Origin of the sequence: Lysinibacillus sp. LK3, from assembly GCF_001043675.1 — a bacterium.
Lineage (GTDB): Bacteria > Bacillota > Bacilli > Bacillales_A > Planococcaceae > Lysinibacillus > Lysinibacillus capsici.
This window is the reverse complement of record NZ_LDUJ01000001.1, coordinates 225,431-251,041: the sequence shown is the minus strand read 5'-3', so window position 1 is coordinate 251,041 and position 25,611 is coordinate 225,431. Positions and strand designations below refer to the sequence as shown.

Annotated in this window: 20 protein-coding genes and 1 other RNA gene; 3 read left to right on the top strand and 18 right to left on the bottom strand. The window is 38.8% G+C overall.

Annotated elements, in window-relative coordinates:
* Positions 1-41: 41 nt before the first annotated feature.
* The 11 genes from VK91_RS01155 to VK91_RS01110 form a co-directional block, all read right to left on the bottom strand.
* On the bottom strand, positions 42-620 hold the full coding sequence (locus tag VK91_RS01155) for an ANTAR domain-containing response regulator (RefSeq protein WP_004269312.1): 579 nt from the start codon (positions 618-620) through the stop codon (positions 42-44).
* The gene (locus tag VK91_RS01150; RefSeq protein ID WP_026023345.1) at positions 613-2,073 is read right to left on the bottom strand and encodes a sensor histidine kinase; all 1,461 of its coding nucleotides are present in this window, start codon (positions 2,071-2,073) and stop codon (positions 613-615) included. Before VK91_RS01150 ends, VK91_RS01155 begins: the two co-directional genes overlap by 8 nt.
* 226 nt (positions 2,074-2,299) lie before the next feature.
* Entirely contained in the window at positions 2,300-4,207 is a 1,908-nt protein-coding gene (locus VK91_RS01145; RefSeq protein ID WP_048389992.1) for an ATP-dependent DNA helicase, read from the bottom strand.
* A gap of 85 nt (positions 4,208-4,292) precedes the next feature.
* Positions 4,293-5,429 (bottom strand): class I SAM-dependent RNA methyltransferase, encoded by a 1,137-nt coding sequence (locus tag VK91_RS01140; protein WP_048389991.1) that lies wholly within the window; start codon positions 5,427-5,429, stop codon positions 4,293-4,295.
* 3 nt (positions 5,430-5,432) lie between these two features.
* Positions 5,433-7,178 carry a GGDEF domain-containing phosphodiesterase gene (locus VK91_RS01135; RefSeq protein ID WP_048389989.1) on the bottom strand — a complete coding sequence of 582 codons (1,746 nt, stop codon included), beginning with the start codon at positions 7,176-7,178 and terminating at the stop codon, positions 5,433-5,435.
* Between the two features lie 483 nt (positions 7,179-7,661).
* An RNA gene (rnpB, locus tag VK91_RS22310) (RNase P RNA component class B) lies at positions 7,662-8,042 on the bottom strand.
* 60 nt (positions 8,043-8,102) lie between these two features.
* A complete protein-coding gene (gene gpsB, locus VK91_RS01130; protein WP_004269307.1) occupies positions 8,103-8,399 on the bottom strand; it encodes a cell division regulator GpsB in 297 nt (98 codons plus the stop codon).
* Between the two features lie 121 nt (positions 8,400-8,520).
* Positions 8,521-9,768 (bottom strand): ribonuclease H-like domain-containing protein, encoded by a 1,248-nt coding sequence (locus VK91_RS01125; protein WP_048389987.1) that lies wholly within the window; start codon positions 9,766-9,768, stop codon positions 8,521-8,523.
* A 158-nt stretch (positions 9,769-9,926) separates the two neighbouring features.
* Positions 9,927-12,194, bottom strand: coding sequence for a DEAD/DEAH box helicase (locus tag VK91_RS01120; RefSeq protein ID WP_048389985.1), 2,268 nt, complete (start codon positions 12,192-12,194; stop codon positions 9,927-9,929).
* Positions 12,169-12,552, bottom strand: a complete 384-nt coding sequence (locus tag VK91_RS01115) for a YppE family protein (RefSeq protein ID WP_048389983.1) — start codon at positions 12,550-12,552, stop codon at positions 12,169-12,171. The genes VK91_RS01120 and VK91_RS01115 overlap by 26 nt, the downstream gene beginning before the upstream one ends.
* A 207-nt stretch (positions 12,553-12,759) precedes the next feature.
* Positions 12,760-12,957 carry a hypothetical protein gene (locus VK91_RS01110; RefSeq protein WP_004225568.1) on the bottom strand — a complete coding sequence of 66 codons (198 nt, stop codon included), beginning with the start codon at positions 12,955-12,957 and terminating at the stop codon, positions 12,760-12,762.
* A 380-nt stretch (positions 12,958-13,337) separates the two neighbouring features.
* Here VK91_RS01110 and recU point away from each other — a divergent pair, with 380 nt between their 5' ends.
* Together recU and VK91_RS01100 are read left to right on the top strand one after the other, a co-directional pair.
* Positions 13,338-13,982, top strand: coding sequence for a Holliday junction resolvase RecU (gene recU / locus VK91_RS01105; RefSeq protein WP_048389981.1), 645 nt, complete (start codon positions 13,338-13,340; stop codon positions 13,980-13,982).
* A gap of 2 nt (positions 13,983-13,984) precedes the next feature.
* Positions 13,985-16,645 carry a penicillin-binding protein 1A gene (locus tag VK91_RS01100; protein ID WP_048389979.1) on the top strand — a complete coding sequence of 887 codons (2,661 nt, stop codon included), beginning with the start codon at positions 13,985-13,987 and terminating at the stop codon, positions 16,643-16,645.
* Between the two features lie 184 nt (positions 16,646-16,829).
* On the opposite strand, the gene VK91_RS01095 is transcribed toward VK91_RS01100, so the two are convergent.
* The 7 genes from VK91_RS01095 to VK91_RS01065 form a co-directional block, all read right to left on the bottom strand.
* Positions 16,830-17,144, bottom strand: coding sequence for a YpoC family protein (locus VK91_RS01095; RefSeq protein WP_048389977.1), 315 nt, complete (start codon positions 17,142-17,144; stop codon positions 16,830-16,832).
* Positions 17,141-17,803 carry an endonuclease III gene (gene nth / locus VK91_RS01090; RefSeq protein ID WP_048389975.1) on the bottom strand — a complete coding sequence of 221 codons (663 nt, stop codon included), beginning with the start codon at positions 17,801-17,803 and terminating at the stop codon, positions 17,141-17,143. Before nth ends, VK91_RS01095 begins: the two co-directional genes overlap by 4 nt.
* A gap of 12 nt (positions 17,804-17,815) precedes the next feature.
* A complete protein-coding gene (locus tag VK91_RS01085) occupies positions 17,816-18,544 on the bottom strand; it encodes a DnaD domain-containing protein (protein WP_016994290.1) in 729 nt (242 codons plus the stop codon).
* 77 nt (positions 18,545-18,621) lie between these two features.
* Positions 18,622-19,917 (bottom strand): asparagine--tRNA ligase, encoded by a 1,296-nt coding sequence (asnS, locus tag VK91_RS01080; RefSeq protein WP_048389973.1) that lies wholly within the window; start codon positions 19,915-19,917, stop codon positions 18,622-18,624.
* Between the two features lie 28 nt (positions 19,918-19,945).
* Positions 19,946-21,139, bottom strand: coding sequence for a pyridoxal phosphate-dependent aminotransferase (locus VK91_RS01075; protein ID WP_048389971.1), 1,194 nt, complete (start codon positions 21,137-21,139; stop codon positions 19,946-19,948).
* Between the two features lie 16 nt (positions 21,140-21,155).
* On the bottom strand, positions 21,156-21,638 hold the full coding sequence (locus VK91_RS01070; RefSeq protein WP_048389969.1) for a DUF5590 domain-containing protein: 483 nt from the start codon (positions 21,636-21,638) through the stop codon (positions 21,156-21,158).
* A 318-nt stretch (positions 21,639-21,956) separates the two neighbouring features.
* Positions 21,957-23,381, bottom strand: a complete 1,425-nt coding sequence (locus VK91_RS01065) for a tetratricopeptide repeat-containing diguanylate cyclase (protein ID WP_048389967.1) — start codon at positions 23,379-23,381, stop codon at positions 21,957-21,959.
* Between the two features lie 322 nt (positions 23,382-23,703).
* On the opposite strand from VK91_RS01065, the gene VK91_RS01060 reads away from it, so the two are divergent.
* The gene (locus tag VK91_RS01060; protein ID WP_048390486.1) at positions 23,704-25,551 is read left to right on the top strand and encodes a multicopper oxidase family protein; all 1,848 of its coding nucleotides are present in this window, start codon (positions 23,704-23,706) and stop codon (positions 25,549-25,551) included.
* The last annotated feature ends 60 nt before the right edge of the window (positions 25,552-25,611 follow it).

Here is a 25,611-nt window from a genome sequence, read left to right as displayed (position 1 = left end):
AAGGCACTTTAAAGAAGAAATCTCTTTAAAGCGCCTTTGCTTCAACTATTGACTTGTAAGTTGTTAATAATTTGCTGTGCAATATGCACCATTTCCTGTTGTGTTTGCATGCTTTCATTGCGAATCTTACGGTAAGCCTCGTCCTCGCTTATATTTTCAGCTTGCATCAGCAAGCCCTTCGCTCGTTCAATGACTTTTCGCTTATCTAATTGTGTTTGCTTATGTAAGATCTCCCCATTGAGACGGTTGAATTTATCAATTTGATGAAAAGCAACCTCAAGCACAGGCAACACATTTTTTTCAGAAAACGGTTTCATTACATATCCTAATATATTATCCTGCTTCATGTATAGCAACAATTCTTTTTCACTATAGGCCGAGATGAAAAGAACGGGTATACCAAGCTGTTGTTCAATAATTTTACTTGCCTTTAAACCGTCAAGTTTAGGCATTTTAATGTCCATTAAGATTAACTGTGGTTTATGTAAAAAGGCTAATTCAATGGCTGTTTCCCCATTGTTCGCTTGAGCTACAACTTCGTAGCCGTTATCTTCTAACATAAACTTCAAATCAATCGCAATCAGTGATTCATCTTCGACAATCATAACTTTCCTAGTCATTTACGATAAATACCTCCTCACTTACAGGGAACTGAATTTGAGTATGTGTACCTTCATTACTAGGGATAATTGAAAATGAGCCAGCTAAATCATATTCTACAAGCCTTGTGATAATCTCCATACCAAAAGATGCCTTCACCTCTTGCATTCCAACGCCGTTGTCAGAAATATGAAGCGAAATTGTAGAATCTTCCTGAATGAATTGAATATCGATAACTCCTTCATCACGTCCGATAAACGCATACTTTAATGCATTTTGCAGTAGCTCACAAATAATGAGTGCTAAAGAGACTGCCTTTTTTGAATGGCAGAACAGCTGCAAATTTTCATGATGAAAGGCTAGTTGAATAGTTGCTGTATTAGACGTACCAATCATTTTATGACCAATTTTTTTAGCTAATGCGATAACGTCTACTCTTTCTTCAGCGTTATCTTCATTTTCTAAAATCAGCTCATACACCGATGAAATACTATAGATTCGATTTAATGCCTCTTGAAACGCACTTGCATTTGAAGCAGACAGATCATTTCGCATTTGTAAACGTAATAGACTTGTCACTGTCTGAAGATTGTTTTTCACGCGGTGGTGAATTTCTCGTATCGCAAATGTTTTCATCATTAGCTCATTTTCTTTCAGCTTAAGCTCTGTTAGATCATGAATAATGAGTAGCGTGACTTTCTCGTTATGACTGCGAATAGGAATCTTCTTCACAATAAAGGACTTACGATCAATCGTAATTTCTAGGAAAAAGACATCGTCGCCTTTATCATAGACCTCCTGTAAAAAAGGTAAGATTTTATCCAACGCTATATTGTCAAAGTTTTCTAATCCAGATAGCTCCGAAATAAAATGATAGCCTGCTGGATTACTATAAATCACTTTATTTTCGTGATTTGTGAGAATAATCGACTCTACGAGTAAATCAGAAACAACTGGAATTGGTTGAGAATTAGGTTCGACAATATGCTCAATTAATGCAAACGGCATATTTTGAAAATCATCCTTCGGTGTCGTTTGCATCTTCACCATTTTTTCCTGAATCAACACAGCAATTACTTGCTGCTGCTCATTAAAAATGGGAATGACATTTTGCTCCACCGTTATGCCTTCCTGCGTAATTGCTCTGGAAATGGATGATTTTTCTTTATGTTTAAACGCAGCAAATACGGCTGGTTCAAAACTTTCAAATACGAATTTTCCGATAACTGATTTTTCGTATAAACCAATCTCTTTCTTCGGGAATGCCTCTGCCACAACAATTGCATGCGGTAAATTCTCCAACAGGCAATCTATGAACATGTAACAATCAGTCAACTCAGCATAATACGTTAGCGTAGCCTCTATTTCTATTAACTTGTCAATATCCGTTGCCGATAGATTTGTATATTTTCTACACAATGATTGAATGTTCGACAGGTTTAAGCCCCCTATCAAGGAATAGTCAGCAAGCAATTTGACTATTCTTAAAAATCTTTGTCATTATTATAAACCTTTTGTGAAATTATTTTCAATATAAAAAATATATTCTTTCACAAGATTTCGTTGCATTACAAAGAACTATATAGCTTAAAAGAGAAATATTCAACAGTTTTTTAAAGATCCATAATTTAACTACACACATAATGTTATTTCGATATAACAAAAAACGAGCTTACCGTTTGGGTAAACTCGCTTCTTTCTATTTTATTTCTGGTACAACTGCTACTATATTTTCAAAGGCTGCGCGCTGCTTTTGTTCATCTTCATTTAACAAAATGTGAATATCACCATGGTCATTCGATGTACGAATTAAGCGCCCCATCCCTTGCTGCAAGCGTAATTGCATGAAAGGTAATTCCACTTCCTCAAATGGGTTTTCGGCAAATGTACGTTTCGCATCAAATAATGGGTCCTGTGGAGGAAACGGTAAATCATAAATAATCACACGAGTTAATGCTTCCTCAGGCAAATCTAACCCCTCCCATAAATGATATGAACATAATGTTTTAACTGTTCCTTGCTGGAAGTCTCGAACAATGGCTGAAAGCTCTCGATCTCCCTCAAATGCTACATACATACGTTCCATTAGCGGTAATTCTGCCTTGAAGTTTAGCATGGCTTGCTTCGATTTAAACAAAATCAACGTTTGCTCGCCATCACGCAGCAACTGCTGAACACGCGCTGTTTTGTCTCGTTGTGTAAGCTCATGTAAATAGATTTTCATAACCTCTTCATAGTCGAATGGGGATGGCACGGAAAATGATTGGTAATCTCGAATTCCTAAACTATAGGCAATATAAGAAAAGTCTTTATTGACCGATAGAGTGGCAGAAGAAAAGACGATTGGAAGCTTTTTAGAGAATAATTTTTCTGCTAAAACTTCTGTGATTAAACGAGGCATAATGACGAGCGTTTCTTCACCATCTGTTTCCTCTAACCAATCTACTGCATCTCCCTGTGCGATGAAAATACGCAACGAAGCCTCATATTGTTCTAAATATTCTTCCGCCATATTTAGCTCATATTCAGGTATCATGTACATTTCTGATTCAAAAACGAATTCTTCCATCAATGTTTCTACATCATCTATTAATTGCTTCCCATAAGCAAGCAATGTTTTTGATTTGTTTATGCGTTTGCGATCTTCATTAGAAGCAACGATATCATCACGAAGCTGATCAAAAAATAGTTCATGATCATCCTGTAATTTCTCCATTGCATACAGTGTGCGCTCGCGTACACCATCTACCATCAAGCGCTCCAGTAATTGCACGATAGTCGTCGCCTGTACTTTATAGGTCATCGCTTTTTGCGCAGCATACTCCAATAAATGTCCTTCATCCAGCACCATCATTGATACCTCAGGCAGTAATGCTAACTGACCTTCACGCTCACGAGATTCCTTTGTAGCCAAATGCTCCATTAGAAAATCTTGTGAACAAATAACAAGATCGGTTGATTTTCGATAATGAGAGCGATGCAATGTTTGCCCACAGCGATTACGAAGGTCACAAACCGAACATTGCATAATCGAATTGTAATTAACCTTTTGCCAATCCTCATCACTGACTGTTGGATAATCACTGCGTTCCCCATATGGATGAACAGCAATCATCGAACCTTGTGCATAAACACCATCAGGGATAGAAAAGGAAATATCATCAATCCATTCATCCGACTCCACTTTCTCTGCTTCCTCAAAGCGTTTTAAGCATAAATACTGATCTCTCGATTTTGCAAGTCGAACATCAATATCAAGTCCTAACGTTTTTTGGAGTTTATAAATATCGCCCCCCTCTTTTACAAGTTGGTCGATTAATGTTTCATCTGCACAAGCAATCAACGCAGGTTTCCCTGTGTAACGTGCGTAGGAAATAGCTGGAAGCAAATAAGCGATCGTTTTTCCAGTTCCCACTCCTGCCTCTGCAAAGAGAACATTTTTTTCTTTTAGTGCTTGTTCTATTTGATAAGCCATAAAGATTTGCTCATCACGGCATTCAAAGCCCTTTTCTGGTAATTCATCATAAAGAACATCGCCCATCCAGTCACCTAATGAATCGAAAAATGAACGGTCCTTTGATAATGCAAATGGTAAAGATTTACGCAATTAATGTTCCCCCTCTAACTATCTGGTGCTATTATACGCGACGAAACGGAAGATAAGAAAAAATCTTATCTTCCGTTACTATTCGTTAATCTCTTTTAGACTTTTGACCCCAGAACTGATAATAATTTGTTTCAATAAAACCATTAAATAATTTACGTTTTTTCGTCGCTTGGCGTCCATATAATTCTTCAAAATTCTTCATGGAGGATAGCATATATACAGACCAAGTTGGATAGTTTTTCATGACCTTCCCAACATCGCGAATCACCTGTTCCACGACTTCCACATCACCAATACGCTCTCCGTACGGCGGGTTCCCAATCATGACACCATCCGTTAACTGTGTTGTAAAATCACGTGCTTGCATCTGCTTAAACGTGATTAACTCTCCAAAGCCTGCTTCCATTGCGTTTTCTTGCGCAATGCTGACCATACGGTGATCAATATCGGAACCAATAATTTCTAAAGGCTGATCATAGTTCGCTAAACTATCTGCTTCATCACGAACCGTATCCCAGATTGCAGCTTTCATCCATGGCCATTCCTCAGAAATAAATTCGCGGTTATAGCCTGGAGCTATATTTTGTCCAAACATCGCCGCTTCCAATGCAATAGTACCAGAGCCACAGAATGGGTCAACAAACGGGCGATTTGGATTCCATTTTGAAATTTGTACAAGCGCAGCTGCTAATGTTTCTTTTAATGGTGCCTCACCTTGTGCCTGACGATAGCCACGCTTATGTAGGCCAGCACCAGATGTATCAATCGTTAGTGTCGCCACATCTTTTAAAATTGAAACTTCAATTTTGTAAGTCGCTCCAGATTCATCTAAAAAGCCAAGTCGTTTATAATGCTGTTTCATTCGCTCAACGATTGCTTTTTTGGTAATGGCTTGACAATCAGGTACACTAAATAATTTCGATTTTACGGACTTTCCTGAAACAGGAAAAGCAGCGTCCACTGGTAAATACTTCTCCCAAGGGAGTGCCTTTACACTTTCAAATAATTGTTCGAACGATTTTGCTGGGAATTGCCCAACGACAATCTTTACACGATCCGCTACACGTAGCCATAAATTGGTACGCGCAATTGCTGTTTCATCGCCTTCAAAATATACTTTGCCATTGTCAACGGTTGTTTCATAGCCAAGTGCTTTTACTTCTTGTGCCACAATAGCTTCTAAGCCCATTGCTGACGTAGCTACTAATTGATAGTTTGCCATAAATTATTTCCTTCCTTGATGCTCAATTTCCCAATACTCCATAAACTCCATCAATTCGTTTAACGGGAGTGGTTTGCTGTAATAATAGCCTTGGATAATATCACAGTTCATTTTACGTAGTATATCCACTTGTTGTGCTTGTTCTACACCTTCAGCAACAACTTTCATTTTTAAGCGATGAGACATTTGAATAATCGCATCTACAACTGCCTGTTTTTCATCGAGTGATCCAATATGCTGGATAAAGCTACGATCAATTTTTAAACAATCTAATGGGAAGCGAACCAAATAGCTTAAGGATGAATAGCCAGTCCCAAAATCATCGATTGAGATTTTAAAGCCTAATTGTTTTAAACGAACCAATTTACTAACTGTCTCATTGGCACTGTTCATCACCGTTCGCTCTGTCACTTCTATTTCAAAATTGTTAGCTGGCATATTATAGCGCTCTAATATTGTTTGTATCGACTCCAAAAAATTCTGCTGTTTAAAGTGAATGCTCGAGATATTAATGGCGACAGGTGTTTTCCAACCATATTGTTGCATTTGAATGACTGCCTCACAAGCTTTTTCGATAATAAGCTCACTTAATGGAATGATTAGACCTGTATCCTCCGCATAAGTGATAAACTCAGCAGGCGAAACAAAGCCTAGCCTCTCGCTATTCCAGCGGACTAGTGCTTCTAAACCTTGAATCTGCTCATTTTCCATAGAAATCTTTGGCTGAAAATGTAGCTCAAATTCACGGTTTTCTATTGCTCTTCTTAACTCAGAATCTAGCAATAGCACTCGTTGTGCGTCGGTTTGCAGTTCATCAAAATAGAAGGAATAGCCGTTTAATTCATTCTTTTTTGAATAAGTCATCGCTCTATCTGCACAATTGATCAGTTCTTCTGTGTTTTTACTATCAACTGGATAAACGCTAATACCAATACTTGTAGAAATAAAAACTTCCTGATCATTTATCATCATTGGCTGTTCAATACTACTAATAATTTGTTCAGCAAATTTTGCAGCCTCTTTCACATTTTTCACATTGGTTAATGTAATGACGAATTCATCTCCGCCATATCTTGCAATAATATCTTTATTTTTCAGTAATTTTTTTAGTCGATTTGCTACTTCTATTAAAATTGAATCTCCAACAGCATGGCCTAATGTATCATTAATTTGCTTAAATCGATCCAAATCTAAGAAATAGATCGCATGCTGCACTGAATGAGAAATAGCAGAAGTTGATTCCAAGAGATTGTCCATTCTTTCGATATAGGCAAAACGATTGGATACATCTGTTAATGAATCCGTGAGCAAACGCTTTTCTAATTCATTTTCTACTATTTTTCTTTCAGACAAATCTGTGAAAATACCACAGTAATTTGTAACCTCACCCTCATCGTTGGTTACACAAACAATTGTTAACCATTCAGGATATACGTCTCCAGTTTTACGACGATTCCATATCTCACCTTGCCAAATGCCTTCTTGTCGTATCTGCTCCCACATCTCTAAATAGAACGGCAATTCATGTACACCAGATTGTAGAACGGCTGGCGTTTTTCCAACCACATCATCACATGTATAGCCTGTCACAAATTCAAAGGCAGGATTAACCATTACTATTTTTTTGTATTCATCAGTAATCATGATACCTTCAGATACATTTTCGAAGATTTTAAGTATTAAGGTAGTCGGATATTTAGATATCAGTTTCAGTTTATCCGTACTTTCCCAATTGTTTACTCCGTTCATGTTTCCGCTCCATCCTATCTCTCTATACTCCCTCTCAGAAGGGCATTTACGTCAGGCCAACCACTATGTAATCTATTGCGCTCGGTGTAATTGTCACTGACGCTTCTCTTTCGTGCAATGAATGCGTCCAGATTTTTCGAATTTGCTCGAAAAGCGCCTCAAGTAAATCTATGACAATCGCCGAAGGCATTCTCTTGATAAACAGGTAACGATACACCTAAAACTGATAAACCATTTATAGAGGTGGTGTTATACCTGGCGTTTGCTTACAATACAAGTATGTGAGCAGTCAAGATCAATACATCACATTGATGCGATAACCGTTTTCAGATGTTGTGACTTAGAAGCGGTAGCGATACTTCTCAAACGTATAGCGCATACCAAGACTTGATTAACAAGGTTACTTTTTCCTCATGAATTCAAAATAAAAGCTCTCCACCGAATTGGAGAGCGCTTGTTATTTCGTAGATAAGCATCAAAAAATTCCATAAGCCATGTTTTGTTCCCGAGTACTCAAACAGCTTGCGCCTCGTACGATCAGGTGGTAATCATCTATCTACAGAGCAAACTCTGTCCCTCTATCCGTTCAATTCCTTCTAGAGAGTGCCCCTACCATAATTTGGGTTTCTCACTCGTGGGGTTTACCTCGTTCCACCTTGCAAGTTTCCAAGCAAGCTTCGTCACTGTGGCACTTTCAGGAAGTGTCAACCATATCCAGAGGACTTAGGTTTTCCTTCCGCCGTCAGCCTTAATAGCTGCCTTACCTTATTTTTTCAGTAAGCACGAACACTACGGTCATCTCAGAACCGTGCGAGCATGGACTTTCCTCTACGACGTCTAGCGCCGCAGCGATTACCAGAATTTCGTGATGATACGAAAGATTATACTAGAGTTTTATGTTAAATACAATATAATTGACTAAATTTATTCGTACAGCTTGCTACCAAATACATGTTTTTCTAAATTAGAAAGACGTTTTAAAATATCAAAATTCGTTGTACCAGCTGCTGCTGAAGCAACCGGTTGTCTCTTAGGTGTGCTTTCAATTTCTTCTTTTAACTGTCTATTTTCTTCACGTAGTTGGGCCACCACTTTTTCAAACGTTTCATAGTCTTGAATAATTTCATCAAGAAAAGAATCTACTTCTTCTACATTGTAGCCTTTAAAGTTCTTTTTAAATTCCTTTTCAAGGATCATTTTTGACGTTAATTTAATGTCCATTCACATCGCCCTTCCTCACACTACATACACGAATACATTATAGCATACTTCATCACATTATATCGTCTGAAAATACTAATTGTAAGGCTAAACTTGTCGTTTCACGCGCTTACCCACGAATTTATTTCTTATTTCCTAATCTGTGTAGTCTCTTTTCCCAAGAAATTTCCCATTTTTGTTTTTGTTCTGCTCTCCATTGCCCATTATTTCGAATGAGACGTATGCCTTCTTGCGTATAATAAAGGGCCAGCTCATAATCCTTCATTTGGTGCTCATAAAGTATGGCTAGCTGCTCAAGGGCATGTAACTTTGTTCTTGCTTCAACAAAATGAAGGGAGGCCACGAATGAGTCAATAGCTTCACTATAGCGTTTATTCTTCTTGTGCTGTAAAGCTAAATAATATTGAGCATGACCCGCTTCTAGCGCATCAAATTTTGATGTCACCTTTTCTAAAATCCTCACACTTTGTGTACTTTCTCTTAAATCACCATACCATTTCCCAATGTTGGTGAAAGTTTTTGCTGATTCTTCATGGTCCTGCTCGAACAATAAATACGTAGAATGACTATACAGTGTGATAAGTGATAGTAAATCCCACTCATTATGATGCAAAACCTTTATAAGAGCATCTGGAATGCCACTTTTTACTGCATCCAAATAAATAATAGGTGCGAGATGGCCTGGAATATCCCCTTTACGCGAAAAACCAAGCTTTTCTTCCTCGACAGATTTTAATTTTAAGCGCTCCATATCATTTTTCCATAAACGCTTCGAACTATGCAACAAATCGATCTGTCGCTGAGAGCGTAATTTTGGTAAGGTTTTTTGATGCAATGTCCATCGTGTTTCAAGCTGTGGCCAATCAAAGCTTTTCCCATTATAGGTAATCACAGTAGCTGACTTTTGCCAAAGCTTGGATTCAAATAAGAAGGCTGCTTCATGTGCAGGATCTGCCATAATATATTGTGTGAGGATAAAGGATTCTTCAGCTACCTCTAAAAATCCAAGCAAAAAAATATGGGTCCCAACACCCTTTAAACCTGTTGTTTCCGTGTCAAAAAATAAGACGGACTCTTCCATATCTAGCGCATAAGGATGATCAAACTCAGCATCTTGCCATTTTTTCAGGGCTTCAAAGAATGATTGCAGTTGATAATGTCCATGCTGATAGCTAAACGGATAGCTTACTTGACGCTTAAATACGATGCCGAAATCATTTTCAACAACGGTTAGTCCCGCCTGTTTCCATTGCTCTGTATAGCTTGGCCTAGCAGGCTTTTGGAACGCTGGTTCTTCAACTTTTTTGGCGGACATCGGTTTTTTTCCCAGCATTTTTTTCATTTGTAATATTTTATTTTCGTAAGACATGAATTTCACTCATTTTCTGCTTATTGTATAAGACATCTCTCTTGCAAGAGTAACATGATTGTTAACCTCATTCAAAATATTCTTCGATGAAAATCGATTTACCATGAATACAAACAAGAGGGTGAAAGAACATATTGGCGTTCCTCACCCTCTGTTTACTATGCCATTAATTGTTGCAGTAATTTAGCTACCTTTCCTTTTGATTGAAGCAATGATTCTTGTGCCCCAATACAGGAAGGACAGCCCGATTCACATGCACAATTTGTAACATGTTCATATGTTTTCATGATTAGCTCTTCCCATAGTTCATATACCTTTTCACTTAAGCCGATGCCACCAGGATACTTATCATAGACAAAAAACGTTGGCCGCTCATTATGTGTGGCCTTCACCTGTGGTACAACGGCTACATCGCTACTATCACATTGAATAAACAAAGGAATGAAGGCATTCATCGCGTAGGCTACCCCAGTCATAGCATCTGTTAGCTCTTCCTCTGTCCATTTATCTGGTGCTGTAAACGATAGCCACGAAGCACTGGTATGCATTTCATCTGGTGGTAAATGTATAGGTCCTGAGCCAATATTGTCATGTGTGCCGAAGCGTATTTTCTTGAAAATCGTTGCTTGTGCAACTAAGCCAACATCGCCAAAGCAGATTGTACCACCTGCATATGAACGGTTACGATCTTCCTCTAAAACTTTCATTTCAACTGCTAGATTGGCATCTGTATAGTAATCAACATCTACTTCACGTACGTAGGCTTTCTTTTCTTCCCAGTCAAGCTTCTCTACTTGGAATTGAATGCCTTGGTGCAAGTAAATGGCTTCTTCATGCAAGAGTGTCATGGCACTATGACGATCCATTTCACCAATAACCTTTGTCTGTGCAGGAATGGTAAGATCAATAATGACTACATTTTCTTGTGACGCTGAACGTAAGCTAATATCATGCGCCGGGAAACGATCACTCATCCAATGCCATTTATCACTCGTCTTAAAAACTACCCCTTCTTCTGCTAAATACTCCAGCAATTCTTGTATGTCATATTCTCCATACGTATCGCCTGTTGAAAAAGGTAGCTCGAAGGCAGCACATTTCAAATGATCCATTAAAATCAGCATATTTTCTGGATAAATACGTGCTTCCTCTGGTGTACTGCCTAGTAAAAATAGTGGATGATTGACTACATACTGGTCCAATGCGGAAGATTGCGCAACATAAATAATCAATGCCTCATCCTGACGTCTCCCTGCACGTCCTGCTTGCTGCCAAGCACTCGCAATATTTCCTGGGTAACCTGTCATAATACATGCTTGTAATTGACCAATATCGACACCTAATTCTAATGCATTGGTGCTAACTACTGTTTGGATTGTTCCATCACGTAAGCCTTTTTCTATGACACGTCGTTCAGATGGCAGATACCCACCTCGATAGCCACGTACAGATTCATCGAGCAGCTTATTACGTGTAAGTTCCTTTAAATAGGTTACAATCATTTCTACTCGTACCCTACTTTTGGCAAAAATAATGGATTGAATGCCAGCCGTGTACAACCTCTTAGCTAAATCACTTACCTCTAATACAGCACTTCTACGCACGCCAAATGTTTTATGAATAATCGGCGGATTGTAAAAAAGAAAGGTTTTCTTACCAACTGGAGCACCCGAATCAGCAATGAGCATGTGTGATTCATTCGTTAGCAGCTCAGCAAGCTCTTTAGGATTTTTTATGGTAGCCGATGTACAAATAAACACTGGTTTACTCCCATAAAATTCACAAATTCTTTTTAATCTCCGAATAACATGCGCCACATGGGAACCAAACACACCTTTGTATGTATGCAATTCATCAATCACAATATATTGTAGATTCTCAAAAAGTGAAACCCATTTTGTATGATGCGGCAAAATCCCCGAATGAAGCATATCAGGATTCGTCATCACGATATGCCCTGCCTTACGAACCTTTTGGCGAATGCCTGGAGCCGTATCTCCATCATAGGTATAGCTTAAAATCTCCTCACCGCTTTGCTCAATGAGCTCATTCAAATCATTTTTCTGGTCCTGTGCCAGTGCCTTTGTTGGAAATAAATAAATGGCACGTGCATTTTTATCCTCCATTATTTTTTGTAGCACTGGCAGATGATAGCAATAGGATTTACCTGAAGCAGTTGGCGTAACCGCTGTAAAAGATGTACCACTCTGTGCCAAATCAAATGCCTCTCGCTGATGTGTATAAAGCTGATCAATCCCTCTTGTCTGTAAGGCTTTCACTAAAGAAGGATGTAAATTCCTAGGAAATGGTGCATAGTTCGCTGGACGCCCTTCTAATGTTTGCCAGTGCAGGATACGCTCTTTAAGTTCTTCATCATATCTCCACTCATGTAAAAGCTCGCTAATCGTTCGTTTCTTCGATAGCATCCTTTTCTCCCTCCTTAACTAATCGTTCAAATATTTTCAAAGTATAGGAAGTAGAATGTATGGCATCTAAAAAACGTTTTTTACTTGTTTCTTTATAAAAAGATTGCACAACAAATTGCTCCATCGATTCAACGACTGAAGCAATTTGTTGCGTATGCATATATTTTGGTCGATTTTTTTGAATCCATTTATTGGCTTCTTGCTGCCATACCTTTAAAAGTTGATGAATTTCATCTGCATGTGGCTTTACCTCTTGAAAAAAATCAGGTGTTCCATCTTCCTCACGCATTTGCCAAAAACGTGAAACGCACTGATCACATTCATCTATTAATTTGGATGTTTGCTGGATAACTAACAATTTTGCACCTCATCTCTCAACAATTATACATAGCAAATATATTTCGTAGTGACGGCATATACATGCTGAGTATGTTTTGTTCAGCTCGTCAGCTATGGAAATATCACTGTTTATGACACCTATTTACCACACCTTTATGGAAAATAATGTATCAATTTTCATGCTATTGCGTTAGTTCAATTGCTTATAAGATAAGTGTACCAAAGTCTATGATTTTTCACTACTAATAGGCGAACAAGCATTCTTTACTTGCCAGTTCTTTTCTGCTAAGCTTACTTTCTGGCTAACCGCTTTAAGTTGCATAAAAAAATGCAAACTGTGAGCATTGTTTTCCAATGACACTCTCGTGAAAAGTAATTGATTGACCAGATCTAACTGCGCAACTAATTGTTCTAACTTGTTCAAAATAACGCCTCCTTTGCTTTACTTTAGTATTCCTCGTATGTATAGAATTACCTTCAGGCGTGACAAAATAAGCGTAAGTTAGCTGAAAGAAGAAGATTTTCGATAAAATTTTAATAGTGAACCTCTGACCAAAAAAATCGTCATGAATGAAAGGTTGCTGTGTGAGTATATTTTCATCCCAATGACCTATTTAAATTTATCAGTTATTTTGACGATTCTAGTAATAATAAAGCTGGCGATTTTTCGACGCACATTATTCATACGTACCATTTGTTTTCTACTATTCTAGTAACAATTTCATGAATGATGGAGGTAGAGAACAGCTATTAAAACATGGTAAACTAGTGGATAGAAAAGCAGTAAGGTAAAGGGTGAGTTTAATGACAATTCGTTATCCAAACGGGAAATTGTATACCCCAAATGCTTCTGTACAGAAAACAGAAAAAAAGAGCAAAAGCAAAGATTTATCTTTTAGTAATCGCGGGAAGACGCTAGAAGATGAAATTAATGAAGCAAACGACTATTATATAAAAAGGCGACTTGCTATCATTCATAAGAAACCTGTTCCTGTGCAAATCGTCAAAGTAGAGTACCCTTCACGAAGTGCTGCTGTCATTCGTGAAGCTTATTTTCGAACACCCTCTACAACCGACTACAATGGTGTTTGGAATGGGCATTATATAGATTTTGATGCAAAGGAAACGGCTTCCAAAACAAGTTTCCCCTTAAAAAATATTCATGAGCATCAAATGACACATATGCAGCAAGTGACGGAACAAAATGGTGTGGCTTTTATTATCGTTCGTTTTTCTGCTTTTGAGCGATATTTTATTGTGCCATACAAAGTTTTACAAAAGGCCTGGCAAGCAATGGAAAATGGCAATCGTAAATCGATACCCTTTTCGATCATCGAAGAAGAGGCATATGAAATTCCCACGAGCTATTATCCGCGTATCGATTATTTACCTATCATCCAACAATTGATTGATGCAAAATGCTACGGGTCTGAAAGTGAGGAGAAATAAGAATGACTGAACGTCGTCGAACACGTGGAGAGCATCAAAAAGCTCTCGCTGAAAAAAATAAAAAGAAAAAAACGAAACCAGCCTCATCCGCTAAGACATGGTTTAAACGCATTTTCTTAACTGTCTTAGCCATCGGTGTAGCAGGCTTAATTGGAGGAGGTGCATTATTTGCCTTCTATGCAAGCACGGCTCCAGAGCTCGATGAAGAATTACTAAAAGATCCTGTTTCTTCAGAGTTCTACGATAAAAACGGTGAATTATTTGCAACAATCGGTGCTGAAAACCGTAAATATATAAAATATGAAGATATACCTGAAGATATGATCAATGCTATTCTGGCTACTGAAGATGTACGCTTTTTTGAGCATCATGGTATGGATTTTTATCGTCTAGGCGGTGCAATCCTTGCAAACTTCCGTGATGGCTTTGGTGCGCAAGGTGCATCAACTTTAACACAGCAAGTAGTCAAAAACTCATTTTTACAAAACGAGAAGAAATTAAAGCGTAAAGCACAGGAAGCATGGCTTGCCTTCCAATTAGAGCGTAAGTATACGAAAGAAGAAATTTTTGAAATGTACTTCAACAAAATGCTTATGTCAGGTCGTATCTATGGCTTCGGCACAGCCGCACAATATTTCTATGGTAAAGAATTAAAAGATTTAACATTAGATGAAGAAGCACTATTAGCAGGGTTAGTGCAACGACCAAATGCGTATAATCCATTAAAAAACCCTGAGCTTGCAAAAAAACGACGTAATACCGTTTTAGGATTAATGTATCAACACGGAAAAATTTCTAAAGCCGAAATGGAAGAAGCCAAAAAAGCAGAAGTTCAATCAGGTTTAGCGGATGATGCAACACGTCAATCATTTGCAGGTTCCAAATATGATGCCTTCCTGGATATTGTTATTAATGAATTAGAAAATAATGGTGACGGTTCGGCAATGGCAGAAGGAATCAAAGTCTATACGACGCTTGATCCAAATGCTCAACAAGTTGTAGAAAATGTGATGAATGATGATAGTAATTTCCCAACTGAAGATATTCAGTCAGGTGTGGCGGTCGTTGATACAAAAACAGGTGCCATTCAAGCCGTTGGTGGCGGTCGTAAATATGGTGCAGAACGTGGCTGGAATTATGCCGAGGACTTAACAAATAATCAACCAGGTTCCACAATGAAACCGTTAGTCGACTATGGGCCAGCAATTGAATATTTAAAATGGTCTACAGGTCAAACACTTGTCGACGAACCAATGAACTATACAGGTACAAAGCAAACAATCACAAACTGGGATGGCAGATATATGGGTGCCATGACTGCACGTAAAGCATTATATGCTTCACGGAACGTTCCAGCTGTCAAAGCATTACAGGAGGTTGGCACAGAAAAAGCCAAGGAATTTGTTGGACGTTTAGGAATTGAAACAGAAAATCTCTATGAGTCCGATGCAATTGGCGGTGGTGCTATTACTATCTCTCCTATTCAAATGGCAGCTTCCTATGCTGCTTTCGGTAATAACGGGGTCTATACAGATCCACATTCGATTACAAAAATTGTCTATCGAGATGGTAAAACGTCTAAAAACTATACACCTGAGTCTAAAGTGGCTATGAATGATTATACGGCTTACATGGTAACAGACATGCTACGTGATGTAGTCGGCAATAAGCCTGATGCCTCAGGAACTGCAGCCAATGTGCCTGGCTTGGATATCGCAGGTAAAACAGGTACAACTAACTATTCAGCAGAAGACTTTAACAAATATAATTTACCGAATACAAGTGTGCCAGATTCATGGTTTGCTGGTTACACAACTAACTATTCCATCGCTATATGGAGTGGCTATGAAAAACACTTTGATCCAATTACAACGTGGGAAGAACGTCGATTACCACAAAACTTATTTAAGACGATTATGCAAGAAATTTCAGCGAATGTTGAGACAGCTAGCTTCAAAAAGCCAAGTACTGTTGTAGAAGCAACGGTGGAAGTAGGCTCTAAACCTTTAAGATTGGCAAGTGACTATACACCTAGCGAACTACGTCAAACAGAGTTATTCGTTCGCGGGACTGAACCAACAGAGGTTTCTGAGGTCTATGAGGCGCCAGAGCTATCTACACCTTATAATGTTTCAGCAAACTTAGATTTAGGAGCACAGTCGATCAATATTTCTTGGGAACATGATGCCATCCTAAATCCAGAAACCGATGAACCATTACCAACTTCATTTGAAGTTTCTGCCACACGTGAAGGTGGAGAAACGGTTGTCCTTGGCACAGCAGACACCAAAGGCCTAACTGTTGCTAACACACTTGAAGATGGTAACTATACAATCTCTGTCGTAGCCATTGTAGATGGCACACGCAGTGAGCCTGGGACAACTACATTCCAGATCACAAGTACCCCTGAGGAAGATTTGGAAACGGAAGATCCAGATGAACCAGATATTGATTTACCGATTGATCCTGGTCAAGAGGATAATGATCAAGGTAATAACAATAATGGTAATGGCGACAACGGTAATAACAACAATAATAATGGTAATAACGGGCATGGAAATAACGGCAATGGTGGAAACAATGGCAATAATGATGGAAATCAGCAGCCAACACCTCCTACCGAGCCTACCAACCCAAATGAAGAAGACCAAAGCTCAGAATAAAGAAAAAAACCGAGAAGCAGTTCATTCACTGCTTCTCGGTTTTTTTATTGATGAAGGGCTTTGAGGAGGCTATCCGTCAGTTTTGACGGTCTATCCTTCACTCTACAAGGTCTATTCGCCACTTTTCGCGTTCTATCCTTCCCTTTACATGTCCTATCCACTTTTTATACTCTATCCATCCACTCTAACTTTTACTAGCTTGAATCCGCAGTCGTGCTGTGCGCTTTTTCGTTTCTTTAAATAGCTCATCTAGTTGACGATAGCATGCATATTGACCTGGCTTAGCTTTAATAAAGGCTAATCGCTCAACCCCATTAATCGGTAGCACTTCATCGCCTGCAGCTTGCACAAGTTGTTCAAATAGCTCGATGGCATCTTCCATTAGCCCTTTTACCAGTCCATTTCTTGCATCATGTGCTGTATGGATAGCGGCTTGTAGTGAAGTCCATTGGGCAAACCATGCATCTACTTTTTCTTTTGCAATGGCTTCACTATTCATGCTTCCTTCACCATGCCTTTCTTTAAACGCTTTTGCCCTTCACGACAATCGTCGAGTAAAGGGCAAGTACCACATCCAGGATTTTGTGCCTTACAATGATAACGTCCAAAGAAAATTAATTGGTGATGCGTTTTTGACCATTTGTCCATTGGCGTTTTCTTCATAATCGTTTCTTCCACTTCAAGCACCGAATCTTTCCATCGACAGAGCCCTAGGCGTTTGGATACTCGCTCCACATGGGTATCCACTGCAAGTGCTGGAATATCGAAGGCTACTGAAAGCACAACATTGGCCGTTTTTCGACCTACACCTGGTAATGTCACCAATGCTTCACGTGTTGCAGGGATTTCGCCACCGTACTCATCTAGTAAACGTTGACATAGAGCCTGAATGTTCTTCGCCTTATTGCGATAAAGGCCAATAGAGCGAATATCCTGTTGCAATTCCTCTATAGAAACAGCTAAATAATCTTCTGGTGTTTTATATTTTTGAAATAAGGTTTTCGTTACTTTATTGACTAGTACATCTGTACATTGTGCAGATAATAATGTGGCAATCGTTAGCTCAAAAGCATTGTCATGGACGAGCTCACAATGTGCGTCGGGAAACATTCGATCCATTTCTTCTAGACAATGCTCCCACTGTTTTTTCGTTAACAAACTGGATGCCCCCTATTCTCTTTCTTCCAACCAATTATAAAAAGGAACTCTACCCGTTGATTGCGTTTCTTGTTGAACTGTTCGAGCTGGTGCTCTGTTAAATGTCTGTTTCTCACGGAACTGTTCACTTTGCTTTTGTGCGGCTTGAGGTGTCGTAATATTTTTCTTTTTCCATTCTAATAAAATGCGATCAATATAGCGAATACTCAATTTCCCAGCAAAGACAGCCTCCTTTAGCGCCTCTTTGATGAGTGCGGGACTATGCTTGTCCTCATCAAGCCAGCATCCAATTTTTTCAAGTTCTAAAGGAGATAAAAGACGCCCCATTTCCTCTTCAAAAAGACGGAATATCTCCCCTTCTTCTTGCTGAAGTGTCACTGCCGTTTGTTGCTGCTCTTTCATATCAATCATCTGTAAAATGCGCTCCCATAGCGGGTATACGGAATACTTTTCATATAGCTTGCCACCCGCGTCGACATCTCGTGTAATTTCAAGAAAACCCTTCTGCATTAATCGCTGTAAACGGGATGTGATGTCATTATCAGACATTGTGAGACGATTTTTTAAATCATTAGGTGTTGGGAAGTCATTCTCCTCCATATGAAAGGCCAATAAGTGCATGACAATCAGTGCTTCTTCATCCTCCATGTTTAACTCCTTATAAAACTGAAAAAAAAGCTGTGGAATGGGAATCATTCTCTGCTCAGTCCATGTACGGAGTCGATGATTATTTACGTTCATTATTCTCCAGACTCCTTCTTTAAGTAAGTAGAAAAGCCGCGTAGATAGTTCACTACGCGACTTTTAAATTGATTAGCTTATGGATATAAGCGGTTTAGTAAACGTGGGAATGGAATTGTTTCACGGATATGCTCTGTGCCTGAAATCCATGCTACAGTTCGCTCTAACCCTAGACCAAAACCTGAATGTGGGACAGAGCCATGTTTGCGAAGCTCCAAATACCAAGCATAGGCATCTAATGATAGGTTATGCTCTTCCAGACGTGATTTTAATAAATCGTAGTCATGGATTCGCTCTGAACCACCAATAATTTCTCCGTAACCCTCTGGTGCAATTAAATCTGCACATAATACAACATCATCACGATCTGGGTGTGGTTGCATATAGAACGGTTTAATACCTACTGGGTAACAAGTAATAAATACTGGTTTGTCAAATGAATTCGCAATCGCTGTTTCATGAGGCGCACCAAAATCATCGCCCCACTCAATATCGTCGAAGCCTTGTTCGTGTAAAAGCTTAATCGCATCATCATAAGAAATTCGAGGGAATGGCGCTTTAATGTTTTCAAGTGTTGATGTATCACGGCCAAGTCGCTCTAGATCTAATTTGCAGTTTTCAAGTACAGATTGTACGATGTGCGCTACATATTGCTCTTGTACTTCTAAATTTTCTTCAAATTCTACGAATGCCATTTCAGGCTCAATCATCCAAAACTCGATTAAATGACGACGAGTCTTAGATTTTTCAGCACGGAAAGTTGGACCGAATGAGAAGACTTTTCCTAAAGCCATCGCAGCAGCTTCCATGTAAAGCTGACCAGATTGAGATAGATAAGCATCTTCATCAAAATATTTTGTATGGAACAGCTCTGAAGTACCTTCAGGCGCAGAACCTGTTAAAATTGGTGGGTCCATTTTTGTAAAACCGTTGTTATTAAAAAATTCGTATGTAGCGCGAATAATTTCATTACGAATTTTCATAATGGCATGTTGTTTACGAGAGCGCAGCCATAAATGACGGTTATCCATTAAAAATTCTGGACCATGTTCTTTTGGTGTGATTGGGAAATCTGTTGCTGCATGTAGTACCTCGATACCAGTTATAGCAAGCTCACAGCCAAAGCTTGAACGTTCGTCAGCTTTCACCTCACCAATCACATACATAGAAGTTTCTTGCGTCATCCCTTTTGCCGTAGCAAAAATTTCTTCGCCTACTTCTTCTTTCACTACAACGCCCTGTACAAAGCCAGAGCCATCACGTAGCTGTAGGAACGCGATTTTTCCACTTGAACGTTTATTGGCTAACCAAGCGCCAATTTTGACTGTTTCACCGATATGCTGTGGCATATCTTTAATCATAATTTTTTTCATAGAAATCCTCCAAAGTTGACTAGAAGGATTAGTCTTGCCATTTTGATTTTACGAATGTATCAATACGACGGACTGCCTCTTCTAATAAGTCTAAAGATGTAGCATAAGATAATCGCATAGTAGTTGGTGTACCGAAGCCAGAGCCTGGAATCACTGCTACGTTTGCTTCTGTTAAAATATCCGCAGCAAATGCATCTACTGAATCATAGCCAGTGTGAGCCATAGCTTCTGCTACGTCTGGTAATAGGTAGAATGCACCCTGTGGCTTTAATACATGGAAGCCAGGAATAGCACTTAACTGTGGGTAAATTTTTTCAAGACGAGATTCAAATGCCTGACGCATTTCCTCTACCGCATCCTGAGAGCCATTATACGCCTCCACAGTTGCATATTGTGCTGTTGTTGTCGCATTAGATGTTGAGTGTGATGCAAGGTCAGTCATTGCTTTAATAATGTCTGTGTCACCTGCAGCATATCCAATACGCCAGCCTGTCATAGAGTGAGATTTTGCCACACCATTTACAACGATTGTACGTGCTTTCACTGCATCAGAAAGTTGTGCAATTGAAAAATGCTCAATACCATTGTATACAAGCTTCTCATAAATTTCATCTGACACGATTAAAATATCTTTTTCTTCTGCAACAGCAGCAAGTTCTGCAAGCTCTTCACGAGAATAAATCATGCCTGATGGGTTACTAGGAGAATTAATAATCACTGCTTTTGTCTTGTCTGTCACAGCTGCTCTCAGTTGATCCGCTGTAATTTTATAGCTTTGTTCACGTGTACCTTCAACATAAACTGGTACGCCGCCAGCTAATTTCACTTGTTCTGGATAAGACACCCAATAAGGAATTGGAATAATAACCTCGTCGCCTTCATTTAAAATCACTTGGAATAGCGTGTATAAAATATGCTTTGCCCCTACACCAACAATGATTTCATTTGGCTGATAGGTAAGGTTATTGTCGCGTTGAAGCTTATCAATAATGGCTTTTTTCAGAACTGGAAGTCCGCCAGCAGGTGTATATTTTGTATACCCTTTCTCCATTGAATCAATGGCAGCATTTAAAATATTTTGAGGTGTATTAAAGTCTGGTTCACCAGCTCCAAGACCAATCACATCAATACCTTGCTCTTTCAATGCTTTTGCTTTTGCAGTAATCGCTAATGTTGAAGATGGTGTTAAAGTTTTTACACGTGTTGCTAATAAATTTTTCATTCGGGATCTACTCCTCTTATAAATTCGTAATGCGCTTCCACCAGTCGCCATCCTTAAACAGAATATAGACATAGTTGAGCTGGTCGTGGTCGTTCAGATATGTAATTTCCCAAACTGCGCCAGGCTCCTCATAGCCTAATTTCATGTGGAGGACTTTTTGTACATTTCCTTCATTTTTAAAAACCGATAATGCTTGCTTTTCCGTAATACCATCTTCTAATATCACTTCCTGAATGGAATCCTCGTCTAGATTCGTCGGAACAAAGACAGCTTTTTTATCACCGTATTCGTCTACCCCGAACACAGTAACATACGAATGTTTGCCATTATATGTGTAGGACTCCGATACAATTGCGAGGGCTTTGGCATCGAGTGCCAACTGTTCAGCCTGCTCTTCAATTGAACGGAACGGAGCCTCGGCTTTCCAGAGTACTAAAATACTAATGACAAGTGACAACGAAACAATAAAGACAGAAATGAAAATTAACCAGTTTTTCATCTATTCACCTTATGTTTCACATCGAGCTGTTTTGGCATAACACATAGCTGATGCATGTGTGTGTCTATAACTGTGTAACCATTCATTTTGCTTTCCATTTTGTCAACCTGCTTTCTTTCCTCATACCACAACATTATACAACAATTTTGTGCTGTCGTGTTTCTTAATTTCATATATTGTACGTTGCTAGAACAACGTTTTCAAACAATGACTACAGTAAATTTCATTTCACCTCTTAGAAGCCTCGTTTTGGGCATAAAAAACATGGTCCTATCATAAGAAAAATTCCTATTTAACTATGTAAATAGGAACCTGTCATTATGATAATTCGTATAGCACACAGCTAGCACGGCCATTCGCCTTTGCTTGGTATAAACAGCTATCCGCTTGCTCAAATAGCTCCTTGTATTGATAGTTTTTCTGATTATTCACACAAGCACCCATACTGACCCTTAAGGGATAACTTTGCTGTTCCTGTTCGAGCTTTAGTGAGAGCAAATAGACATGTGTGTTATGGACCAATGTTTTGATATAGTCCTTCTGAGAATGCCTAAAACAAAGGATGAATTCATCTCCGCCATAACGAATAATTTCCACATCTTCATCCTGTAAAAAATCCTTCAAGCTGTTAGCTAAAAGCTGTAAAATCATATCTCCAAATAAATGACCATGCGTGTCGTTAAATAGTTTAAAATAATCGACATCCAAAACCGTAATACATACATAGGATTGCGTTATTTCGGCTGCATTGAGCCATTCCTGTAGCTCACAGTCTAAAAAATGTCGATTTAAAACGCCTGTTAATGGATCATAATGTGCTTTTTTCTCAAGCTTTTCCTTTTGACGCTTAAATTCTAAGTTCATTACTTGTTGTAATAAATTTGCAACACTCATTTTTTCCGAGAGATCAATATATTCACGCTGTACATCAAAAATTTCATCTCGCCAATCCAATTGATACAATACATTTAACAGTAAGCGCATCACTTTTTTTGTAATTGGCTTATCTCCATAAGATCGGGCAAGATCTATGGCTTGTTTATAATAAAATACAGCTTCTTCAAGCTTTTGCTGTTTTTCAAATAAAAAACCGTAGCCAAACAATGCCGCTACTTTTTCTCGTTTATGATGATGAATAATAGTAGAGGATAACGTACTGTCCAGCAATGCCTTCCCCTTTTTAAAATCCCCTTCTAAAATATACACATCTGCTAAATTATTATTAATACGAATATCATGTAATTTTGCTAGATCAGGCATTGTTCTAGCAAGAGATTTATTATATTCTCTAGCTAATAGCCCTGCTTGAAGTGCTTCCTTTGTACAGCCCTTCTCTACCTCTAAATAGCACAGATTATTATGACAGCGAACAAGCATGACAGGATCTTGAAGCTCCTGTGCATAGGCGATAGATTTTTTCGTCATCTCCACCGTTTTTTCACGGATGCCAACTAAATCATAGATTAATGACATTACTAAATGATAATGCATTAAATCTTTTGTCGTACCATAATTTTGACAAATGGCCTCATAATCATGAATAAGATTAACCATGCTTAATGTGTCACCTAAAGAATGATGAACTAATATTTTTTGATAGTACAAATCCATGACATATGGATAGTTATTGCTCTCTAATGCGACTAAAAGACCTTGATCAGCAAGCTTTAGTGCTTTCGTTAAATACCCCTTTGTGCGCATCTCCATTATCGTTTTATTTAATTCTTCTAATGTTAATTCCACCGTCTCACCACTTCTCCATACCCCATATCATCCAGTTTACTTTGTGCTTTCTCAATTATAAGACATATGTATTCACTTAGTCCGCCTTTTTCGTATGATACCAACTATTACCTACAACGCAAAAATCTTTTGTGATGATTGTTTTAAAATCTTACATCTGTTTGCTTGAAAGTGAATCATCTTATCCCATCATAATATGTAGGTAATTTTTTTATGTCTTTACACATTTTTCTCCATTTTTGTCCTCGTTACCTGTTGTTTTTACCCATATGATGAGTTAATTAGCTTTTTTAGTATCGAAAAGGGACGTGATGTTGTGAGTATGCAAATTAACCCTTCTGATCCAGCAACGATTCCAAAATTTGTAGATGAACTTCCAAAACCAATGATTGCTAAACCAAAATACAGCAGAGGGCAACAGAAGAATGATTATTACGAATTGGTCATGATGGAGGGCCAGCATCGTTTTCATAAGCATTTTCCAAACTCATTAATTTGGGGCTACAATGGGCTTTACCCAGGGCCAACCATAGAAGCTTCTAAAGATAAAACTATCTATGTGAAATACAAAAACCAGCTGCCCTTACAGCACTTTTTACCAGTAGATTTTACGCTTCATGCTGCAAACGATTCACAAGAAGTAAGAACAGTTACTCACTTACATGGTGCCAATGTGGATTGGCAGAGTGATGGCCATCCTGAAGCATGGTACACAAGAGACTATCGGCATACTGGTCCAAAGTTTAATAAGGAAATACATGAATATACGAATCATCAACCTGGCACTACCATGTGGTATCATGACCATGCCATGGCTTTAACACGTTTAAATGTATATGCAGGATTAGCAGGCTTTTATTTACTGAGGGATGCCCTTGAGGAACGCTCTAATTTACCATGTGGAGACTATGAATATCCGATTTTAATTCAAGATAAAACGTTTAATGAGGATGGCTCATTGTTTTATCCTGACGAACCACCCTTTCCCGTGCCTGTTCATCCCTCTATCACACCAGGCTTTGTTGGCAATACGATAGTGGTTAACGGAAAACTATGGCCTTTTTTAGATGTTGAGCCACGTAAATATAGATTTCGTTTACTAAATGGCTCTAATCGACGAGGCTATGTCATCAGTCTTTCCAATGATCAACCAATGTTTCAAATTGGTACAGATGGCGGTTTCTTATCAGCACCACAACTTATCCAATCTGTCGAGTTGCTGCCAGCTGAACGCACGGATGTCATTATCGATTTTTCAAGCTGTGCTGGACAGGAGATTACCTTACTTAATACTGATACCGATTTCAGTGATGAACACACAAACGTGATTATGCAGTTTCGAGTAACTTTACCTTTGAAATGTGAAGATACAAGTGAGATTCCAGAAAGACTTGCCGTTTCTATGGATCTACATCCACACCATGCACATATTGAAAGACAACTACCATTGACGGCGACTACCGATGAGTTTGGTCGACCTATGTTGCTGTTAAATGATCGAATGTACCATGATCCAGCAACGGAAAAACCTTCTTTAGATAGTGTGGAAATCTGGAACTTTATTAATGCTACACCCTTTATCCATCCTATTCACCTGCACCTCATTCAATTTAAAATTCTGGAACGAAGGCCGTTTGATTTAGAAATCTATCAAAATGAAGGCATCGTACAATTTACAGGGCCGCCTGAAGAACCAAGAGACTATGAGCGAGGTTGGAAGGACACGGTGAAGGCTGACGCTGGAAAGGTGACAAAAATTATTATGCATTGGAAAGATCATGTCGGGAATTATATGTGGCATTGTCATTTCCTTGAGCATGAGGATCATGATATGATGCGACCCATTCTCGTTATGAAAGACGTCCATGCTGTTCAGCAGCCTCATGCAGCAGTAGAACATCCTGTAACACATCAAGAATCAACAGCTCCCACAAATCCTACAAATCCTACAAGTACTACCCATCATAGTGAATCTTCAGCTCCACTATTAAATGAGGTAGAACATTCACAACTTGAGGAAGAAAAGGTAGTCTCACCTCAAGAAGAAGAATCCATTACTATTCATATAGGAGATAATACACAACATATGCCAACGCTACTGTTTCCAACCCTTCCTACCAATACTCCTACCAGCAGGCATAGGCCTCCTCAAAGAACCCGAAGATTTTAGCTAAGTACGCTTTACAAAGAAAACTACCCATGAAAAGGTGGTTTTCTTTGTTCCAGCAAT

Bases quoted from the DNA above. Each gene is read 5' to 3' on its own strand.
- VK91_RS01060 (WP_048390486.1), top strand. From the start codon at position 23,704: ATGCAAATTAACCCTTCTGATCCAGCAACGATTCCAAAATTTGTAGAT.
- VK91_RS01100 (WP_048389979.1), top strand. From the start codon at position 13,985: ATGACTGAACGTCGTCGAACACGTGGAGAGCATCAAAAAGCTCTCGCT.
- asnS (WP_048389973.1), bottom strand. From the start codon at position 19,917: ATGAAAAAAATTATGATTAAAGATATGCCACAGCATATCGGTGAAACA.
- VK91_RS01120 (WP_048389985.1), bottom strand. From the start codon at position 12,194: ATGCTATCGAAGAAACGAACGATTAGCGAGCTTTTACATGAGTGGAGA.
- VK91_RS01095 (WP_048389977.1), bottom strand. From the start codon at position 17,144: ATGAATAGTGAAGCCATTGCAAAAGAAAAAGTAGATGCATGGTTTGCC.
- VK91_RS01070 (WP_048389969.1), bottom strand. From the start codon at position 21,638: ATGAAAAACTGGTTAATTTTCATTTCTGTCTTTATTGTTTCGTTGTCA.
- VK91_RS01155 (WP_004269312.1), bottom strand. From the start codon at position 620: ATGACTAGGAAAGTTATGATTGTCGAAGATGAATCACTGATTGCGATT.
- VK91_RS01140 (WP_048389991.1), bottom strand. From the start codon at position 5,429: ATGGCAAACTATCAATTAGTAGCTACGTCAGCAATGGGCTTAGAAGCT.
- VK91_RS01085 (WP_016994290.1), bottom strand. From the start codon at position 18,544: ATGAACGTAAATAATCATCGACTCCGTACATGGACTGAGCAGAGAATG.
- VK91_RS01075 (WP_048389971.1), bottom strand. From the start codon at position 21,139: ATGAAAAATTTATTAGCAACACGTGTAAAAACTTTAACACCATCTTCA.
- gpsB (WP_004269307.1), bottom strand. From the start codon at position 8,399: ATGGACATTAAATTAACGTCAAAAATGATCCTTGAAAAGGAATTTAAA.
- VK91_RS01135 (WP_048389989.1), bottom strand. From the start codon at position 7,178: ATGAACGGAGTAAACAATTGGGAAAGTACGGATAAACTGAAACTGATA.
- recU (WP_048389981.1), top strand. From the start codon at position 13,338: ATGACAATTCGTTATCCAAACGGGAAATTGTATACCCCAAATGCTTCT.
- VK91_RS01125 (WP_048389987.1), bottom strand. From the start codon at position 9,768: ATGTCTTACGAAAATAAAATATTACAAATGAAAAAAATGCTGGGAAAA.